This window comes from Micromonospora sp. LOL_025 (assembly GCF_048060285.1).
GTDB lineage: Bacteria > Actinomycetota > Actinomycetes > Mycobacteriales > Micromonosporaceae > Micromonospora.
The window spans coordinates 1-19,265 of the sequence record NZ_JBHMIR010000001.1 but is presented as its reverse complement, the minus strand read 5'-3'; the positions used below and the strand labels follow the sequence as shown (position 1 = coordinate 19,265).

Below are 19,265 nucleotides of genomic sequence, written 5' to 3'. Positions count from 1 at the left end.
CGGCCGGCGGGCGGGTCAGCGGCGGCGGACGGCCTCCTCGACCAGGTCGAGCACCGGGCCGAGATCGCCGGCGGGACGGCCCATCGCCAGGTGCAGCACCAGGCCGTCGTAGGCGAGTTCGAGGAACTGGGCCAGCACGTCGATCGGCACGTCCTCGCGGAGCACGCCCGCCTCCCGCTGCCGGGCCAACCGGTCGCGGGTCGCCTCGGCGATCGCCGCCGACCGCTCCGCCCACCGCTTGGCGAACGCCGGGTCGGTCCGCAGCCGCCGGGACACCTCAAGCTGGCTGCCCAGCCAGCCGGTGGTGTCGGGGGAGACCGCGCCGGCCAGGAGGTCCCGCATGACCTGGACCAGGCCGTTGCGGGCCACCGTCTCCACCATGGCGGCGGCGTCGTCCTCGGCCACCGCCAGGAAGAGCGAGTCCTTGTCGCGGAAGTGGTGGAAGATCGCGCCCCGGGACAGCCGGGTGGCGTCCTCCAGCCTGCGGACGGTGGCGCCCTCGTAGCCGTGCCGGGCGAAACACGCCCGCGCGGCGGCGAGGATCTCCTGCCGGCGCGCGTCGAGCTGGTCCTGACTTACTCTGGGCACGGGTCGATCGTGACAGCTCGCCTCCCGCTGTGCAAACCGTACGTACGGCTTGGTTTGGCCGGGTGTAAATGATCATGGGTTACGGCACGCCGGTTAGGATCGGCCCGTGACGCCACTCCCCACCGCCGTCGCGGTCCCCGCCGCACCGCTGACCGTCGCGGCCGTGCAGGCCGAGCCCGTCCCCGGCGACGTGGCCGGCAACGCGGCGAGCGCCGCCCGGCTGGTCCGCCGCGCCACGGAGCGGGGCGCCCGGGTGACCGTGCTGCCCGAGCTCTTCCTGCCCGCGTACCACCTGCCGACGCTCGCGGCCGACCCGGCCGGCACCGACGTCGCGGCCGACGCGGCGGGCGCCGTGGCCGACCCGCGGCTGGACCCGCTGCGCGAGGCGGCCCGCGACGGCGGCGGCGCCGTGGTGGTCGGCGCCGCGGTCCGGCACCCGGACGGCCGGCGGACGATCTCCGCCCTGCTGGTCGACAGGGCCGGCGAGGTCCGCGTCGGATACGACAAGCAGCAGCTGTGGAGCGGCGAGCGGGAGCTGTTCGTCGCCGGTGACCGGGGTACCACCCTGCTCGTCGACGACTGGCGGCTCGGGCTCGGCATCTGCTACGACGGCTGCTTCCCCGAGCACGGCCGGGCCGCGGCGGCCGACGGGGCGCACGGCTACCTCTGCCCGAGCGGCTACCTGGCCGGCTCCGAGCACCGCCGCGACCTCTACTACGCCGCCCGCGCACTGGACAACACAATGTACGTGGTGTTCGCCAACCTCGTGGGCGGCACCGATCCGTGGCGGTTCAACGGCGGCGCGGCGGTCTACGACCCGGAGGGCCGGCCGCTGACCCGGGGTGCGGACACCGGCGAGGCCGTGCTGGTCGTCGCGCTCGCCCCGGAGGCCCTCGCGGCGACCCGGGCCGCCCACTGCATGCTGCTCGACCGCCTGCCCCACCAGGGCGGCGCCCGTTCGGCGCTGCCGGCCTGACGGCGTCGGGAGGGGTCGGCACTGTCGGCGGCCCGTCGTGCTCCCGTAGGGTGCCCGAGTGCCGCTGCTCCTGCTGGACCTGGACAACACGCTGCTCGACCGGGCCGGTCCGTTCCGCGCCTGGGGGGAGCGTTTCCTGGCCGGTGTCGGCGCGCCGCCGGCCGACATCGACTGGCTGCTGTCCATCGACGCCGACGGGCTGACCGACCGGTGGGACGTGGCCGACGCCGTGCGTGACCGGTACGGGCTGCGGATCCCGTCCATCGACCTGGTCGAGGAGCTGCACGACGGCGTGGTGGCCAACATCCGGCTCGATCCGCTGGTCGCCTGCGCGCTGCGGATCGCCGACGGGGCCGGCTGGACGCCCGTGGTGGTCAGCAACGGCGGGGTACGCCAGCAGGAGGCCATGATCCGGCGTACCGGGCTGGACCGCTACGTCGCCGACTGGGTGATCTCCGAGGAGGTCGGCGTCAGCAAGCCCAACCCGAGGATCTTCGCGCTTGCCGCCCGGCGGGTACGGCTGCCCCTGCGCGACGCCTGGGTGGTCGGCGACGGCCCGGAGGTGGACATCGGGGGCGCCGCCGCCGTGGGCCTGCCGAGCGTCTGGCTGCACCGGGGGCGGAGCTGGGTCGACGACCGGTTCGCCCCCACCCGCACGGCGGACGGCGTGATCGCCGCCGTCGCGACGGTGCTCGCCGGCTGACGCAGCCGCCGCCCGCCCGCCGCCCGCCGACGCGCTGGCCGGCCACGGTCCCTGCGCCGGAGCGGGGTCGGGCCTGGCGCCGGGCCGGGCGGCGGGGTGCCCGGCCGGGGCCGGGCGGGGTGCCGGGTCGGGCGTAATTCGGTTGACCGGGGTGGCGTCGGCCCGTGAGCATGGTCGGCGCATCGTGCAACCGGGCGCGCGTCCGGTCGAGGAGAGGGGGTCGGTCATGGCCGTCTTCGCAGGTCGCTTCCACCTGCCCCCATCAGCCTCGAGCAAGGGATCACCACCGCAGTGCGCGATCACGACCTTCCGGCGCGCGAGCGCCGTACCCGCGGCAAGCGCCGCTTCGACGACGACGAACAGCTCTTCCTGAAGCGCGGCCGGGCCGCCGAGCCCGCCCCCGCCGACCCCGAGGCCGAGCCCGACCCCGACACGGGGGAGCGCTGGTCCTCCTGGGACGACGCCGTACACGGCCCGGAGCCCCACCCCGACTGGCTGATCACCGAGCTGGCCGCCAAGGACACCGAGCTGGGCGTGCTCAAGACCGGCAAGGAGGCGGACGTCCACCTGGTCCGCCGGGCGGTGCCCGGCACCGACCGGTCCTGCCTGCTGGCGGTCAAGCGGTACCGGGACGCCCAGCACCGGCTGTTCCACCGCGACGCCGGCTACCTGGAGGGCCGCCGGGTCCGCCGCTCCCGGGAGAACCGGGCGATGGCCGGGCGTACCGCCTTCGGCCGGCAGATGATCGCCGGGCAGTGGGCGGCGGCCGAGTTCGCCGCGCTGGCCCGGCTCTGGGAGGTGGGCGCCCGCTACGGCACCATCACCGTCCCGTACCCGGTGCAGCTGCGCGGCACGGAGCTGATGCTGGAGTTCCTCGGCGACCAGGACGAGGGGTTGGCCGCGCCCCGGCTGGCCCAGCTGCGGCCGGAGGCGGGGGAGCTGCGCGGGCTGTGGAGGCAGCTCGTCGACGCCCTCGTGGTGCTCGCCCGCGCCGGCCTCGCGCACGGCGACCTGTCGCCGTACAACCTGCTGGTGCACGCGGGGCGGCTGGTGCTGATCGACCTGCCGCAGGTCGTCGACGTGGTGGCCAACCCGCAGGGGCCGGAGTTCCTGGCCCGCGACGTGCGGGTGGTCGCCACCTGGTTCGCGGCCCGGGGCCTGCCCGCGGCGGACGCCGACCCGGCCGCGCTGACGGCGCTGCTGCTGCGGGAGGCGGGGATCCGCTGACCTTGACGTCCCGGGCGGCCAGGCACCGGCCGCCCGGGACCCCGGGTCACTGGAGGTAGCGCTCGACGGCCGGCTTGGGGCGCGTCCCCTGGGCGTCCGGGTCGCCGTGGGTCTGCCGGGCGGCCCGCCGCCGGCGCAGCAGGTCCCAGCACTGGTCGAGGGACTCCTCCAGCTCGCGCAGCCGGGTGCGGGCGTCGTCGTCCGTGCCCGACTCGCCTGCCTGCGCGTCGGCGCGCAACCGGTGCTCCTCGTCGACCAGCTCGGAGATCCGGTTCAGGATGGTCGTGTCGTCCATGCCCTGAGCCTGGCACAGGCCACGCGGACGCGCCCGGGTTCCGCCGCCGCCCCCGCCGCTGCGGTAGGTTGCCCAGCCATGGTCCCCACCCTCCGGGCCGCCGGCCCGTCAGACCTGGTGCCGGTCGTCGACCTGCTCCGCGCCGCCCGGCCCCATCTGGTGGTCACTCCGGAGCTGCTCGCCTGGCAGGCGACCGGCAAGCCGGCCGAGCGCTTCGGAATGCTCGTGGCCGAGACGGGCGACGGGATCGCCGGCGTCACCCGGACGGGGCTGCTGTACGAGAGCGCCGAGCCGGGGCTCGGCTTCGTCAACCTGGTCGTGCGCCCCGAGGGCCGGGGGCGGGGCGTCGGGTCGGCGCTGCTCGCCGCCGCCGAGGAGCGGCTCGCCGGGCTCGGGGTGCGCCGGGCGTACGCGCGGGTCGTCGACGACCCGGCGGCGCTCGCCTTCGCCGAGCGGCGCGGCTACCGGCCCGGTCGGCGCAGCGTGATCCTGGGCCTGGACCTGTCGGCGGCGGCGCTGCCGGCCGCGCCCGCCGCGCCGGTCGGGGTGCGGCTGGGCGCGGCTGCGGACCTGGTCGACCCGCGTCCGCTGTACGAGGCGGACCTGGCCGCCGCCGCGGACGAGCCGGGCGACGTCGGGATTGACGAGATCAGCTTCGACGAGTGGCGGGCCGCGTACTGGGACCGGCCGGACCTGGACCGGGCGCTGAGCACGGTGGCGACGGCCGACGGTGTGGTGGTGGCGTTCAGCCTCGCGCTGACCGACCGCCGGGACCGCTACCTGTCGGGGATGACGGGCACCCGCAGCGGGTGGCGGGGCCGGGGCCTCGCCCGGGCGGTCAAGCACGCGTCGCTGCGGGCGGCCCGGTCGGCGGGCCTCCGGTGGGCGTCCACGATCAACGACGCCGGCAACGACGCGATGCGGACGGTCAACGCGTGGTTCGGATACCGGCCGGTTGCCGCCGAGTGGCGCTACCTGCGGGAGTTGCCTCGTCGCTGACCGTCCACTGTTGACAGTGGGACATTTCGCAGCACAAACACTGGAACTGCCGTCCTCATTGGTGAGATGCTTCCGCATTCGGGCGGTGGAAGCTCCACGTGAGACCGCCCGGGGACCACTGTCGAGACGACGAGGAGACCTGGTACGCATGTCGAGCTTGCGTGACGGCCACGGCGTCGCCCTCCCCGCGAACCCGCGCACGGTCCCGCTGCGGCGGGCGCTGCCCGCCCTGCTCCGGGATCCGCTCGGCGCGCTGGTCGGCTTCGCGCAGGGATCCGCTGGGGAGGTCGTCCGGCTCAACCTCGGGTCGTTCCGCCCGTACCTGGTCAGCCACCCGGAACACCTGCAGTACGTGCTGCGCGACCGGGCGGACAACTACATCCGGGACGGTCGGGGGCTGCTGTGGCGTCCGGTCCGCCGGGTCGTCGGGGAGGCCATCCTGGTCGCCGAGGGCGAGGTGTGGGAGTCCAGCCGTGGCGCCCTGCTCCCCCTGTTCACGGCGAAGCGGGTCGAGACCCTGGTGGACCGGATGGCCGAGGTGATCAGCGAGGCGGTCGACGAGTGGGACGAGCCGGCCCGGCAGGGGCGGCCGATCGACACGGCCGCCGAGCTGACCCGGATCGTCCTGCGCACCACCATGCGGGTGCTCTTCGCCGACCGGATCTCCGTGCCGGAGGCCGAGCGGATCAGCGCCGCGCTCGACACCGTCACCACCTCGATGATCGCCCGCCTGCTGGTGCCCTTCGTGCCCTACTCGGTGCCCATGCCCGGCGACCGCGCGTTCCGGGCGGCCGTGCGGACCATCGACGAGGTGGTGCTGCCGATCATCCGTGAGGCGCGGGCCCGGCCGAGCGACGACGACGACATCATCTCGATCCTCTGCCGGCCCCGTCCGGACGGCAGCATGCCGGACGAGTACCAGATCCGCGGCGATGTCGTGGCCATGTTCTCCACCGCCACCGAGACCACCATCGCGCTGCTGTCCTGGCTCTGGCCGGTGCTGGAGACCCAACCCGAGGTCGCCGAGCGGCTCTACGCCGAAGTGGACCGGGTGGTGGGCGGCGGCCGGGTCCGACGGGAGCACCTCGCCGAACTGCGCTACGGCCGCATGGTGCTGGACGAGATGCTGCGGCTGTATCCCGCCGGTTGGATGGTCCCCCGCACGGCGGTCGCCGACGACGTGCTCGGCGGGGTGCGGGTCAAGGCGGGCGCGACGGTGCTGATCAGTCCGTACGTGACCCAACGGATGCCGATGTTCTGGGACGACCCGGAGCGGTTCGACCCCGAACGCTTCTCGCCGGAGCGGCCCCGTCGCCGCTACCGCTACTCCTACTATCCCTTCGGCGGGGGCCCGCACCAGTGCCTCGGGCAGTACCTGTTCCTCCTGGAGGCGCAGCTCATCGTGAGCACGGTGCTGAGTCGCTTCCGGTTCCGCCCGACCGCGCCGGCCGACCTGACCCCACGGATGGGCGCCTCGCTCTCGCCCCGGCAACGGCTGCGGGTGACCCTGTCGCCGGTGCAGCGGCCGGTCGCCCCGTGAGCGCGACGGACGCGCGGTCCAGGGCCGGCCAGGCCGACGTGGCCGAACAGGGCAGGATCTGCGCCCTCGCCACGCGGGGCGTGCGCGACCTGCAGAAGGTCACCGCCGCGCACCCCGGACTCTTCTCCGCCGACACGTTCGACTCCGCGATGCTCGGTTCCGTCGCCACCGCCATCGCCTTCACCGCTCCCTGGCACAGCGCCGACGAGCTGCGGATCACCACCCGTACGCTGCTCTGGGTCTTCGCCGCCGACTGGCAGGTCGACTATCTCGCGGTGTCCGCCGACGACGTGCGCGCGCTGGTGGCGGAGTGCCTCGCGGTCGCCGACGGCGCCGATCCGCCGGCGGGGCGACACCTGGCCCGGCTGCTGGCCGACATCCGCGACGACCTGGCGACCGTGCCGGCGTTCGACCGGCTCCGGCCGGTGTGGCGCGACGAACTGGAGCGGATGTTCACCGCGGTGGCCCGGGAGTGGGACTGGAAGAAGGCGTCGGGTGCCCCGGGCGGATCCCTGCCCACCCTCGACCGCTACCTCGACAACGCCGACAACCTGGCCTGTTCCTTCGTCAACGTCACGCACTGGGTCGCCACGGGCGACGGGAACTGTCTCCGGCACCTGGACGAGCTGCTGACAGTGGGCCGCGAGGTGCAACGGGTGCTGCGCCTGGTCAACGATCTGGCCACCCACGAGCGGGACGTGGAGTGGGGCGACCTCAACGCGCTCATGCTGGTTCCCGACCCGGTCCTCGTACGCGACCGGTTGGCCCAGCTCACGCAGCGCTGCCACGGGCTGCTCGACCCGCTGGCCGAGCGCGATCCCCGGCAGGCCGACTACATGCGCCGGCAGCTCGCCTTCACCGCCGGCTTCTATCAGGTCTCGGACTTCTGGGGGACGCGATGAGCCACGGCGGATCCCCGGCGGTCACGGCAGCCGCGCCGCGCACCGGCCGCGGTCCGGACGACTGCGGAAGCCCGGCCGGGGAACTCGTCGACGCGATGGCGCGCAGACCGTGGGGAGAGGTCGCTCCCTCCGTCTACGAGACCGGCCGGCTGGTCGCCGTCGCGCCCCTGCTCGCCGGGCACACCGAACGGGTCGCGTTCCTTCTCCGGCACCAGCGCGCCGACGGCGCGTGGGGACCGCCGGAGGGCTACGCGCTGGTGCCGACGTTGAGCGCCACGGACGCGCTGCTGGCGGCGCTGGCCGACGAGGGCCTGCCGGCGGCCGCCCGCCCGGCCTCGGCCGCCGCGGCCGGGCGCGGACTGCGCGCCCTGTCCACCCTGCTCGCGGCGGGCTCCGCCGTGCCGGACACGCCGGCCGCCGACCTCATCGTGCCGGCGCTGGTGGAATCGATCAACGCGCGGACGTCCGGGCCGGACGCCGCCGTGCCGGTCACGCACCCGCTGAGCCTGCCCTCCGGGACGGACCGTCGACGGTTGACCGCGGTCCGGGCGGCACACGCCGCGGGCACCGAGCTGCACCCGAAGCTGGCGCACTTCGGCGAGCTGCTCGACGGGCCGGCCCAGCGGTGGCCGCGGCCGCGCGCCGCCGCGCCGACCACTGTCGGGGCCTCGCCGGCAGCTACCGCCGCGTGGCTGGCCACCGCCGGCCCGGACGCCGACGCGCGAGCGGCCCGCGACTTCCTGGAGCGGCTGGTCAGCGAGGGCGGCGGGCCGGTGCCCTGCCCCACGCCGATCACCGTCTTCGAGCGTGCCTGGGTCCTGAGTTGGCTGTCCCGGGCCGGCATCGGGGTGCGACCACCGGAGGCGGTCCTCGCGGGCCTGGTCGACGCGGTCGGCCCCGCCGGTGCCGCCACCGGAGCGGGCCTGCTGCCCGACGCGGACACCACCGCCGTGACCCTGTACGCGCTCGGGCGCCTGGGCCGCCCGCTCGCCCCGGCGAGTCTGTGGGGGTACGAGACGCCGGAGGGATTCTGCACCTGGCCGGGGGAGGACGGCTTCTCCGTCACCACGAACGCGCACGTGCTCGACGCCCTCACGCAGCACGCCGCGCGTGATCCGGGCGCCGACTCCCGGCACCGCACCGCCATCGGCCGGCTGGCCCGGGTGCTCCGGGAGCGGCAGGAGGCCGACGGCAGTTGGCGCGACCGGTGGCACGCCTCGCCGTACTACGCCACCGCCTGCTGCGTGCTCGCGTTGGCCGAGTCCACTCCGGACGACGGCAGCGTGGGCGCCGTCGGTCGGGCGGTGCGCTGGGTGCTGGCCAACCAACGCGACGACGGGTCGTGGGGCCGGTGGGGAGGCACCGCGGAGGAGACCGCCTACGCCCTGCACATCCTGCTGGCCGTCCCGTCGGACGAGCCGGCGGTGGTCGTCGCCGCCCTCCGGGCGAGCGCCTACCTGCGAGCGAACGTCGATCGACGCGAGCACCCACCACTGTGGTATGGCAAGGAGCTCTACTGTCCCACCACGATCGTCCGGTCGGTGGTGCTCGCCGCCTCCCACCTCGCCCGCAGCCGACTCGACAATCGACGCGGCGGCGCACATGTCATGACGGGACGGCAGAAATCAGCAACTTGAGGGCGCCATGTGGACACTGCTAGCGTACCCACTGCCTTTGTCCCGCACGGCCCTCCGGCGGGACATCCGCGCTTTTACGATCTGCCGTTGATGACCTGAGTCAACGCCGGCCTGGGACGGTTCAATGCGTTCTCGCGGTACGAGTATCCGCACGAAGGTTATCGCTCTCCTGCTCTCCCTCGTGGCGCTCTGGATGTTCGCGGCCTGGGTGACCCTGCGGGACGGCTTCAATCTGCTCGGCGTCCAGATGCTCAACGCCAAGATCTACGTGCCCAGCGAGCCGTTGCTCCAGGAACTCCAGCTGGAACGCCGCCTGACCCAGGCGTACCTCAGCGACCCGGGGCCGGAGCAGCGGGCGGCGCTCGAGGCCGAACACCGCACGACGACGGAGTTGACGGCCTCCTTCACCAGATCCGTGCGGCACTGGCAGGTCGACGTCGCCGGCGGCGACGCGTTGAGCAGGCAGCTCGACGAATCGGTGGCGCAGTTGGAGGCCCTGGGAGCGGTACGCGGCGCGGTACTCGATCGCGGCACCGACCGGATTTCCGCGGCGGACGCCTACACCCGTGCCATCGGATCCATTTTCCAGATCTACGACGTCACCGGCAGCCTGGACGACAAGGAGCTGGCGGCGGACGCCGCGGCCCTCATCCAGCTCAACCGGATGAAGGAACTCATCTCGCAACAGGACGCGCTGCTCAGCGGCCTGTTCGGCAGCGGCCGCATGAGTGGGCCGGAGTACGCCCGATGCACCACGCTCGTCGGCGCCGAGCGGTTCCTCGGCGACGAGACCAGATCGAAGCTCTCCGCCGCCGACCAGCGGCGCTACCAGCAGCTCGTCGAGAGCGACTCGTTCAAGCGCCTGCGCTCGGTCCAGGACGGCATCATCCGCGGCGGCCAACCGACGACGCAGCTGCCGGTGAGCCGGGACGAGTGGCGGAACACGGTCGACCAGGCGCTGGCCGAGGTCAACAGCACGGTGGTGGCGGGCGGCGACGACATCGTGGGCCGGGCCTCCACCGTGGCCGCGATGGTCGTCGTGCGCCTCGTACTGGCCACCGGTCTGGGCCTGCTGGCGGTCATCGCCTCGATCGTCGTCTCCGTCACGACGACCCGGGCGCTGCTGCGGCAGCTGGAGCGGCTGCGCGAGGCCGCCTTCCGGCTCGCCAACGAGCGGCTGCCCGGCGTGGTCGAGCGGCTCGGCCACGGCGAGGAGGTCGACGTCGCCAAGGAGGCGCCCCCGCTGGAGGTCGGTGACGACGAGATCGGCCAGGTGGGCAAGGCGTTCAACGCCGTGCAGGAGACCGCCATCCGTACCGCCGTCGAGCAGGCCGAGCTGCGCCGCAACGTGCGCGACGTCTTCCTCAGCCTGGCCCGGCGCACCCAGGCGCTGGTGCACCGCCAGCTGACCCTGCTCGACGCGATGGAGCGCCGCGAGCACGACGCCGAGGAGCTGGAGGATCTGTTCCGGGTCGACCACCTGGCCACCCGGATGCGGCGCAACGCCGAGAACCTCATCCTCCTCTCCGGCTCCACCCCGGGCCGCGCCTGGCGGCGCAACGTGCCCATGGTCGACGTCGTCCGCGGCGCCGTCGCCGAGGTCGAGGACTACACCCGGGTCAACGTGCTGCCCCTCGGCGCGGTCTCGCTCACCGGCCGCGCGGTCGGCGACGTCATCCACCTGCTCGCCGAGCTGATCGAGAACGGCCTGTCCTTCTCCCCGCCGCACACCTCGGTCGAGGTGCGCGGGCAGATGGTGGCCAACGGCTTCGCCATCGAGGTCGAGGACCGTGGCCTGGGCATGAGCGAGGAGGACCTGGCCGCCGCGAACCACCGGATCGTCGACCAGTCGGAGCTGAACCTGGCCAACGCCTCCCGCCTGGGGCTCTACGTCGTCAGCCGGCTGACCGAGCGGCACGGCGTGCGGGTGCAGCTCAAGGAGTCCGCGTACGGCGGCACCACGGCCGTCGTGCTGATCCCGGCCGAGCTGGTGACCGTCGACGACGAGGACCCGAGCACCTCCGGCGGGTTCCGGGCCGGCCTGCCCGCCGCCGGCGCGTCCGGCCAGGCGCCCCCCGCCGCCGAGCCGCCGCTCGTCACGGCGCCGGTGGCGCTGGCCGAACCGCTCGCAACCCGCCCCCGTTCGGCGCCGGACGACGACGCCCCCGCCACGGGGGACGCCGACGGTGGCGCCCTGCCGACCCGGTCGCGCGGCCGGAGCCTGCCGACGACCGGTCCGGCCCTCGACGCGCGACTGCCCGTCCGGCCCCGTGGCGGCCCCGAGCAGCACGCCCTGGACGGCCCGACCTTCCCGACCGGGCTGCCGACGGCCGCCGCCCGGCCCGCGCCGGCGCAGACGCCCGACGCGACGGAGCCGGCCGCACCGGAGGCGCACACCGGGTCCACGGCGACCGGCGGTCCGGCGCCGACGGCCCGGCAGGTGACGGCGTGTACCGACTCGGGGCTGCCGGTCCGGGTCCGGCAGGCCAGCATCGTGCCGGAGCTGCGCGACGATCCGGCAGCCGGCGGGGACGACGACGGGAACGACGACGCGGTGCGCCCGCCGGAGCAGGTACGCCGGATGATGAGCTCCTACCAGACCGGCACCCGGCGCGGCCGTACGGACGCCGCCCGGCTGCTCGGCGGGGCGGGCGACAGCCGAACCGAGCCCGGCGAGGAACCCGACGCCGACGACGACCTGCAAGCGACCTGACCGGTGCCGGCACGGTGCGGGGGACCCCCGCACCGTGCCGGTCAGCCGAGACGAGCACGGCGACAACAGCCGGGGGAGAAGAGGACGACGAGTGGCGCAGAAGACGGCTTCGAGTGCCGACCTGACGTGGTTGCTGGATGATCTGGTCGGCCGGGTGAAGCAGGCCGACCACGCGGTCGCGCTCTCGACGGACGGCCTGTTGATGGCCGCCTCGCGGGGGCTCGGCCGGGACGACGCCGAGCACCTGGCGGCCATGGCGGCCGGCATCCAGAGCCTGGCCCGGGGCGCCGGCAAGCGCTTCGGCGGCGGGCAGGTGCAGCAGACCATCATCGAGATGCAGTCGTCGTTCCTGTTCGTCACAGCGGCCGGGCGCAACGCCTGCCTCGCCGTCCTCGCCAGCGAGGACGCCGACGTGGGCCTGATCGCCTACGAGATGGCGATGCTGGTCACCCGCGTCGGCAAGTACGTGGCGTCGCCGTCGCGGACCGGCGAGCAGCAGACCGGCGAGAAGTAGCCGCGATGACGGTGCAGGGGGAGTCCTCGGAGCACCAGTGGGTCGACGACCATGCCGGCCCGGTCGTGCGCCCGTACGCGATGACGCGCGGCCGGGCCCGGCCGGTCACCGGCACCTTCGACCTGATCTCCCTGGTGACGGCGACCCGTGCGGACGTGACCCCGGAGGTCGGGCTGGGCCCGGAGCACCTGGCGATCGTCGGGCTCTGCCAGCGGATCCAGTCCGTCGCCGAGATCGCCGCCCACCTGGACCTGCCGGTGGGCACCATCCGGGTCCTGCTCGGTGACCTGGCGGCCCGCAGCCTGGTGCAGGTACGCGAGCCGCACACCACGGCCGGCCTTCCCGACAACAGCGTTTTCGAGGCGGTAATCAATGGACTACGGGCACTCTGAGCGGCCGGCGGGAGCGACGCCACTGCCCACCGCGATCAAGATCCTCGTCGCGGGTGGCTTCGGCGTCGGCAAGACCACCATGGTCGGTGCGGTCAGCGAGACGCGCCCGCTGCGTACGGAGGAGGTGTTGACCGAGTCCGGCGTCGGCATCGACGACCTCTCCGGGGTGGAGAGCAAGACGACCACCACCGTGGCGATGGACTTCGGCCGCATCACCATCAGCGACGACCTGGTGCTCTACCTCTTCGGCACCCCCGGCCAGGACCGGTTCTGGTTCGTCTGGGACGAACTGGCGCTCGGCGCGCTGGGCGCGGTGGTGCTGGCGGACACGCGGCGGCTGGCCGACTGCTTCCCCTCCATCGACTACTTCGAGGGCAGGGGCACGCCGTTCGTGGTGGCGGTCAACTGCTTCGAGGGGGCCCGGCAGTACCGGCTCGACGAGGTGCAGGCGGCGCTCAACCTCGACCCCGGGGTGCCGGTGCTGCTCTGTGACGCGCGGCAGCGGGAGTCCAGCAAGGAGGTGCTCATCACGCTGATGGAGCACGCCATGAAGACCCGCGAGGCCCGCCGCCGCGCCGCCGCAGCCGAGTAACCGCACCACCGCCACCACCCCCGCACCGCAGCCGCCCCGGTGCGCAGCCGCTGCTGCCCGCTGCGTCGCAGTCTTCGGTGTGCTGGCGAGATCTTGGTAGGGAACGGCCCCTGAAGGGACGCTTCCGTACCAAGATCTCCGGACGTGGACCGGTGCCGGGGCACCGGTGAGCGAGCAGCGCGGCCGTTGGGTGCCGGCACGCCCGTCGGTGGGGCGGGGCGAGGGGGTGCGGACTCCGCATGGCCGCACGTCGGGTCGACGGCGCAATCCGTGTCCACCGTGCGTGGCTTCCGTGGGCGCGAGGTCAGGTGGCGGTGAAATGTGATTGATTGACTTCGATCAATCGGGTTGCCTAGCATGATGTTCGGAAAGCGCTTTCCGCCGTCCATCACCTGGCTGATCGCCGGTGCCGGTCCGCAACCCGACGCGTGCCCGTCCCCACTCGCGTCCGGTTCCGCGCGACCGCCCCCGGCACCCCGAACGGCACCCGGCCGTCGTGCGCCGGCTCCGGCGATCGGCCGTACGAGAAAGGCGGAACCTCATGCTCGCGACCCGCAACCCGGACGGGCCGCCACGGCCCGGGCGTCGCCGACGGCTGCTCGCCGCCGCCGGCCTGGCCGCCGCCCTGGTGGCACCGGCATCACCGGCCGGCGCCGCGCCCCAGCCCGCCCCGCCGGCTCCACCCGCCCCGCAGGCAGCATCCGGCACCGCCTCGGAGACGGCACCGGGCACCGCTCCGGCTACGGCCGGTACCGCCCTGCGGACGGCATCCGGCACCGCTCCGGCCGCGGCGGCGGACGGCTTCGCCAGCGTCTCCGCCCTCGGCCAGAACGGGACCACCGGCGGCGCCGGCGGGCCGGTCGTCACGGTCACCACCACCGCGCAGTTCCTCGACCACATCGCCCGCCCGGGGCCGTACGTCATCCAGGTCGCCGGCACCATCACGCTGCCCACCGGCGCCAATGACGGGATGTGGAACGTCGCCTCCGACAAGACGATCGTCGGCCTCGGCGACGACGCGACGCTCTCCGGCGGAGGGCTCAACATCGGCGTGCCGGTCGACGACGACGTGACCTCGCCCCCGGCGAACGCGGTGCACAACATCATCATCCGGAACCTGCACCTCACCGGCGCGACGGACGACCTGATCAACATCCAGATGTTCTCGCACCACATCTGGATCGACCACAACGAGTTCTCCAACGGCGACGACGGCGCGGTCGACATCAAGCGTGGCTCGGACTTCGTCACGGTCTCCTGGAACCACTTCCACGACCACGACAAGACGCTGCTGCTCGGCCACGACGAGGACGCCGGCCCCCAGGACATCGGCCGGCTGCGGGTCACGTACCACCACAACTTCTTCGACCGCTCCGACCAGCGCAACCCGCGGGTGCGCTTCTCCGCGCTCGCGCACGTCTACAACAACCACTACAACGACAACAGCTACGGGGTGGCCTCCACGTACGACGCCGCCGTGCTGATGGAGAACAACTACTTCTACAGTGTGAACAATCCGGGCCGGGTCGACTTCAGCGGCGACCTCGGCCGCATCGTCGAGCGGGGCAACATCCTCATCGCCTGCAACCACCCGATCGAGACCCGGGGCACGGTGCCGGACCCGCGCGGGTACTACCCGTACACCCTCGACCCGGCCGCGAGCGTGCCGACCATCGTCCCGGCGGGCGCCGGGCCCGGCAGGACCACGGCCCTCGCCGCGCCGGCCGCCGCGGGCCCGGACGGCTTCGCCGCCGTGGCCGCCCTCGGCCAGAACGGCACCACCGGCGGCGCCGGCGGACCGACCGTGACCGCGACCAACGCGGCGGACCTCCTGGAGCACATCGACACGGTGGGCCCGCTGGTCATCCAGGTCACCGGGCGGATCGCGATCACCAGCAAGCAGGGGGTACGCCCCAACAAGACCATCGTCGGGGTCGGCAACGCCGAGATCACCGGCGGCGGGCTGGACTTCTACCGGTCGTACAACGTGATCGTCCGCAACATCAACTTCACGAACGCGGAGGACGACGCGATCAACGTCGGCCAGAACTCGCACCACATCTGGATCGACCACAACCGCTTCTCCGGCGCGGTGGACGGCTCGGTCGACATCGTGCGCGGCGCCGACTACGTGACGGTGTCGTGGAACCACTTCGACCACGCGGACAAGTCGATGCTGATCGGCCACTCCGACGGCTCGGCCTCCACCGACGTGGGCCGGCTGAAGGTCAGCATCCACCACAACTTCTTCGACAACAGCCGCCAGCGGCACCCCCGGGTCCGCTTCGGCGAGCCGGTGCACGTCTACAACAACTACTTCCTCGGCAACGCCCTCTACGGCGTGGCGTCGACGGAGAACGCCGGCGTGCTGGTGGAGGGGAACTACTTCCGCGACGTGCCGCACCCGCTGTGGTCGGCGAGCGGCTACGCCGACAGCGGGCCCGGCCGGGCGGTGCAGCGCCACAACGTGTACGTCGGCTCCGGCACGCCGGAGACGAACGGCACCGTGGTCGAGCCGCGCACGTACTACCCGTACACCCTCGACCCGGCGGCGGACGTGCCCGCCCTGGTCGTCGCGGGCGCCGGCACCGGCCGCATCTGACCGGACACGCGAGGGCCCCCTGCCGTCGTGGCAGGGGGCCCTCGTCCGTGTCGTCAGTTGGCGATCATGCGACGCAGCACGTACTGCAGGATGCCGCCGTGCCGGTAGTAGTCCGCCTCGCCGGGGGTGTCGATCCGGACCACCGCGTCGAACTCGACGCCGGTGTCGGTGCTGACCTTGACCGTACGCGGGGTCTCGCCGTCGTTCAGCGCGGTCACACCGGTGATGGAGAACGTCTCCGTGCCGCTGAGGCCGAGCGACTCGGCGGTCTCGCCGGCCGGGAACTGCAGCGGGAGCACGCCCATGCCGATCAGGTTCGAGCGGTGGATGCGCTCGTACGACTCGGCGATGACCGCCCGGACGCCGAGCAGCATGGTGCCCTTGGCCGCCCAGTCGCGCGACGAGCCGGAACCGTACTCCTTGCCGGCCAGCACGACCAGCGGGATGCCCGCCTCCTGGTAGGCCACCGAGGCGTCGTAGATCGAGGCCTGCTCGCCGGTCAGGTGGTTGACCGTGAAGCCGCCCTCGACGCCGGGGACCAGCTGGTTGCGCAGCCGGATGTTGGCGAAGGTGCCCCGGATCATCACCTCGTGGTTGCCCCGGCGGGAGCCGTACGAGTTGAACTCGTGCCGCGGCACGCCGTGCTCGGCGAGGTACGTCCCGGCGGGCGAGTCGGCCTTGATGGAACCGGCCGGCGAGATGTGGTCGGTGGTCACCGAGTCGCCCAGCTTGGCCAGCACCCGGGCGTCGGTGATGTCGACGACGGCCTTCGGCTCCCGCTCCATGCCCTCGAAGTACGGGGGCTTGCGGACGTAGGTGGACTCCTGCGCCCAGGCGAACGTGTCGCCGGTCGGGGTGGGCAGCGACTGCCAGCGCTCGTCACCGGCGAAGACGTCCTCGTACGCGGCGCTGAAGCCGGTGGCGCCGATCGCCGAGGCGATGACGTCCTGGATCTCGGCGCTGTTGGGCCAGATGTCCCGCAGGAACACCGGGTTGCCCTCGCTGTCCTCGCCGATCGGCTCGTTGGCCAGGTCGATGTCCATCGTGCCGGCCAGCGCGTACGCGACCACCAGCGGCGGGGACGCCAGGTAGTTCATCTTGACGTCCGGGTTGATCCGGCCCTCGAAGTTGCGGTTGCCGGAGAGCACGGAGACGACGGCCAGGTCGGCCTCGTTGACCGCGGCCGAGACCTCCTCCGGCAGCGGGCCGGAGTTGCCGATGCAGGTGGTGCAGCCGTAGCCGACCAGGTGGAAGCCGAGCTTCTCCAGGTAGGGCGTGAGGCCGGCCCGTTCGTAGTAGTCCATGACGACCTTGGAACCCGGAGCCAGGGTGGTCTTCACCCACGGCTTGCGGGTCAGGCCCTTGTCGACCGCGTTGCGGGCCAGCAGGGCCGCGCCGATCATCACCTGCGGGTTGGAGGTGTTGGTGCAGGAGGTGATCGCCGCGATCACCACGGCACCGTGGTCCAGCTCGTACTCGACACCGTCGGCGCCGGTGACCCGGGTCGGGTTGCTGGCGCGCCCGCCGGAGCCGACCGCCGCCGTCTCCAGGTCGCGCGGCGCGTCGGCCGGGTCGCTGACCCCGTTGGCGGGGGAGTCGCTGGCCGGGAAGGACTCGGCGCTCGCCTCGTCGGCGTGACCCTGCACGCCGAACGGCTTCTCCTGCTGCGGCACGCCCGACTTGCGGCCGCGGTCGCCGCCGGTCTCGTCGGCGGCCACGTAGTCGGTCAGCGCCGAACGGAACAGCGTCTTGGCGTTGCCCAGCGGGACCCGGTCCTGCGGGCGCTTCGGGCCGGCCAGGGACGGCTCGATCGTGCCCAGGTCCAGCTCCAGGCGCTCCGAGTACTCCGGCTCGGCGTCCGGGTCGTGCCAGAGGCCCTGCTCCTTGGCGTACGCCTCGACGAGCGCGACCTGCGCGGCGTCCCGACCGGTCAGCTCCAGGTAGCGGACGGTCTCGGCGTCGATCGGGAAGATCGCGACGGTGGAGCCGTACTCCGGGGACATGTTGCCGATGGTGGCCCGGTTCGCCAGCGGCACGGCGCCCACGCCCGGGCCGTAGAACTCGACGAACTTGCCCACCACGCCGTGCTTGCGCAGCATCTCGGTGATGGTGAGCACCAGGTCGGTGGCGGTGGTGCCGGCCGGCATCTCGCCGGAGAGCTTGAAGCCCACCACGCGCGGGATCAGCATGCTGACCGGCTGGCCGAGCATCGCGGCCTCGGCCTCGATGCCGCCGACGCCCCAGCCGAGCACGCCCAGGCCGTTGACCATCGTGGTGTGCGAGTCGGTGCCGACCACCGTGTCCGGGTACGCCTGGCCGTTGCGCTCCATGATCGTACGGGCCAGGTACTCGATGTTGACCTGGTGCACGATGCCCGTGCCCGGCGGGACGACCTTGAACTCGTTGAACGCGGTCTGGCCCCAGCGCAGGAACTGGTAGCGCTCCTTGTTGCGCTCGTACTCCAGCTCGACGTTGCGCTCGAAGGCGTCCTCGCGACCGAACAGGTCGGCGATGACGGAGTGGTCGATGACCAGCTCTGCCGGGGCGAGCGGGTTCACCTTGGTGGCGTCGCCGCCCAGGTCCCGCACCGCCTCGCGCATGGTGGCCAGGTCGACCACGCAGGGCACGCCGGTGAAGTCCTGCATGAGCACCCGCGCCGGGGTGAACTGGATCTCGACGCTCGGGTCGGCGTCGGATTCCCAGGCCCCGAGCTGCCGGATGTGGTCGGCGGTGATGTTCGCGCCGTCCTCGGTCCGGAGCAGGTTCTCCAGGAGGATCTTCAGGCTGTAGGGGAGCCGTTCGTGCCCCTCCACCTTGCTGATCTTGAAAATCTCGTAGCTCGCGTCTCCGACGCGTAGCTGGGTCTTCGCACCGAAGGTGTCGAGGCTCGCCACGTCGTACTCCTTCACACCAGCGACCGTGAGTAGTCCTGAGCAGTCTGTCGCACCGGTCGGGGTGCCGCCGTGGTTAGGGGACACTTACCGCCGATCTCGTCGTCAACAAAACCGTACGTCCGTCTTGCTAACTTCGCAACCTCGTGCCATCGTTCGGGACGAGGAGGTGCCACCATGATCCATCACGTCCAGCTCGCCTGCCCACGCGGCTCCGAGGAGGCGTCGCGAGCCTTCTACGTCGGGGTGCTCGGGATGACCGAGAAGCCCAAGCCACCCGCGCTCGCGGCCCGCGGCGGCTGCTGGTTCACCGGCCACGGCGCGGAGCTGCACCTGGGCGTGGAGGACGGGTTCCGTCCCGCCCGCAAGGCCCACCCGGGTCTGCTGTGGCCGGACCTGGACGCGCTCGCCGCCCGGTTGGTCGCCGCCGGGTACCCGGTCACCCGGGGCGACGACGAGCTGCCCGGGATGCGCCGCTTCCACTCCCAGGACGCGCACGGCAACCGGCTGGAGTTCCTCGCCCCGGTCGACTGACCCGCCGCGCTCGGGCGCGGGCGGAACTGCCGACTCGGGCGGCCGGGTCGCCCGCCCCGGGTGCCCCGGTGCGGGGTGGAGTCGACGACAAGGGCCGGGCCCCTGTGCGGGGTCCGGCCCTTGTCGTGGTGCGGGTGTTGTCGCCGTCAGGCGGTGTAGC

Annotated in this window: 16 protein-coding genes; 13 read left to right on the top strand and 3 right to left on the bottom strand. The window is 73.1% G+C overall.

Features of this window, described 5'->3' with window-relative positions; translation table 11 throughout:
- Positions 1-15: 15 nt before the first annotated feature.
- A complete protein-coding gene (locus ACFHW0_RS00080) occupies positions 16-588 on the bottom strand; it encodes a TetR/AcrR family transcriptional regulator (protein WP_416604592.1) in 573 nt (190 codons plus the stop codon).
- A gap of 106 nt (positions 589-694) precedes the next feature.
- On the opposite strand from ACFHW0_RS00080, the gene ACFHW0_RS00075 reads away from it, so the two are divergent.
- From ACFHW0_RS00075 to ACFHW0_RS00065, 3 genes are all read left to right on the top strand, one after another.
- The gene (locus tag ACFHW0_RS00075; protein ID WP_416604591.1) at positions 695-1,564 is read left to right on the top strand and encodes a carbon-nitrogen hydrolase family protein; all 870 of its coding nucleotides are present in this window, start codon (positions 695-697) and stop codon (positions 1,562-1,564) included.
- 58 nt (positions 1,565-1,622) lie between these two features.
- On the top strand, positions 1,623-2,267 hold the full coding sequence (locus ACFHW0_RS00070; RefSeq protein WP_416604590.1) for an HAD family hydrolase: 645 nt from the start codon (positions 1,623-1,625) through the stop codon (positions 2,265-2,267).
- A 291-nt stretch (positions 2,268-2,558) separates the two neighbouring features.
- The gene (locus ACFHW0_RS00065) at positions 2,559-3,494 is read left to right on the top strand and encodes a serine protein kinase RIO (protein WP_416604588.1); all 936 of its coding nucleotides are present in this window, start codon (positions 2,559-2,561) and stop codon (positions 3,492-3,494) included.
- Between the two features lie 46 nt (positions 3,495-3,540).
- Here the strand turns inward: ACFHW0_RS00065 and ACFHW0_RS00060 are convergent, their stop codons facing one another.
- Positions 3,541-3,789, bottom strand: a complete 249-nt coding sequence (locus ACFHW0_RS00060; protein ID WP_416604587.1) for a DUF2630 family protein — start codon at positions 3,787-3,789, stop codon at positions 3,541-3,543.
- Positions 3,790-3,867: 78 nt separating this feature from the next.
- On the opposite strand from ACFHW0_RS00060, the gene ACFHW0_RS00055 reads away from it, so the two are divergent.
- The 9 genes from ACFHW0_RS00055 to ACFHW0_RS00015 all read left to right on the top strand — a co-directional run bounded on the left by ACFHW0_RS00055 (position 3,868) and on the right by ACFHW0_RS00015 (position 15,680).
- Positions 3,868-4,788 (top strand): GNAT family N-acetyltransferase, encoded by a 921-nt coding sequence (locus ACFHW0_RS00055; RefSeq protein WP_416604586.1) that lies wholly within the window; start codon positions 3,868-3,870, stop codon positions 4,786-4,788.
- A 148-nt stretch (positions 4,789-4,936) separates the two neighbouring features.
- Positions 4,937-6,328, top strand: coding sequence for a cytochrome P450 (locus tag ACFHW0_RS00050; RefSeq protein ID WP_416604585.1), 1,392 nt, complete (start codon positions 4,937-4,939; stop codon positions 6,326-6,328).
- Positions 6,325-7,230 carry a terpene synthase family protein gene (locus ACFHW0_RS00045; RefSeq protein WP_416604583.1) on the top strand — a complete coding sequence of 302 codons (906 nt, stop codon included), beginning with the start codon at positions 6,325-6,327 and terminating at the stop codon, positions 7,228-7,230. Before ACFHW0_RS00050 ends, ACFHW0_RS00045 begins: the two co-directional genes overlap by 4 nt.
- A 95-nt stretch (positions 7,231-7,325) precedes the next feature.
- Positions 7,326-8,867, top strand: a complete 1,542-nt coding sequence (locus ACFHW0_RS00040; RefSeq protein WP_416604581.1) for a prenyltransferase/squalene oxidase repeat-containing protein — start codon at positions 7,326-7,328, stop codon at positions 8,865-8,867.
- A gap of 124 nt (positions 8,868-8,991) precedes the next feature.
- Positions 8,992-11,580, top strand: a complete 2,589-nt coding sequence (locus tag ACFHW0_RS00035) for a nitrate- and nitrite sensing domain-containing protein (RefSeq protein WP_416604580.1) — start codon at positions 8,992-8,994, stop codon at positions 11,578-11,580.
- Positions 11,581-11,671: 91 nt separating this feature from the next.
- On the top strand, positions 11,672-12,094 hold the full coding sequence (locus ACFHW0_RS00030; RefSeq protein ID WP_091629996.1) for a roadblock/LC7 domain-containing protein: 423 nt from the start codon (positions 11,672-11,674) through the stop codon (positions 12,092-12,094).
- 5 nt (positions 12,095-12,099) lie between these two features.
- Positions 12,100-12,486, top strand: coding sequence for a DUF742 domain-containing protein (locus ACFHW0_RS00025; RefSeq protein ID WP_121400719.1), 387 nt, complete (start codon positions 12,100-12,102; stop codon positions 12,484-12,486).
- Positions 12,467-13,078 carry a GTP-binding protein gene (locus tag ACFHW0_RS00020; protein ID WP_121400720.1) on the top strand — a complete coding sequence of 204 codons (612 nt, stop codon included), beginning with the start codon at positions 12,467-12,469 and terminating at the stop codon, positions 13,076-13,078. Before ACFHW0_RS00025 ends, ACFHW0_RS00020 begins: the two co-directional genes overlap by 20 nt.
- Before the next feature lie 541 nt (positions 13,079-13,619).
- The gene (locus tag ACFHW0_RS00015; RefSeq protein WP_416604578.1) at positions 13,620-15,680 is read left to right on the top strand and encodes a pectate lyase family protein; all 2,061 of its coding nucleotides are present in this window, start codon (positions 13,620-13,622) and stop codon (positions 15,678-15,680) included.
- A gap of 53 nt (positions 15,681-15,733) precedes the next feature.
- Here the strand turns inward: ACFHW0_RS00015 and ACFHW0_RS00010 are convergent, their stop codons facing one another.
- Positions 15,734-18,589 carry an aconitate hydratase gene (locus ACFHW0_RS00010; RefSeq protein ID WP_416604577.1) on the bottom strand — a complete coding sequence of 952 codons (2,856 nt, stop codon included), beginning with the start codon at positions 18,587-18,589 and terminating at the stop codon, positions 15,734-15,736.
- Between the two features lie 159 nt (positions 18,590-18,748).
- On the opposite strand from ACFHW0_RS00010, the gene ACFHW0_RS00005 reads away from it, so the two are divergent.
- A complete protein-coding gene (locus tag ACFHW0_RS00005; protein WP_416604576.1) occupies positions 18,749-19,105 on the top strand; it encodes a VOC family protein in 357 nt (118 codons plus the stop codon).
- Positions 19,106-19,265 lie beyond the last annotated feature (160 nt).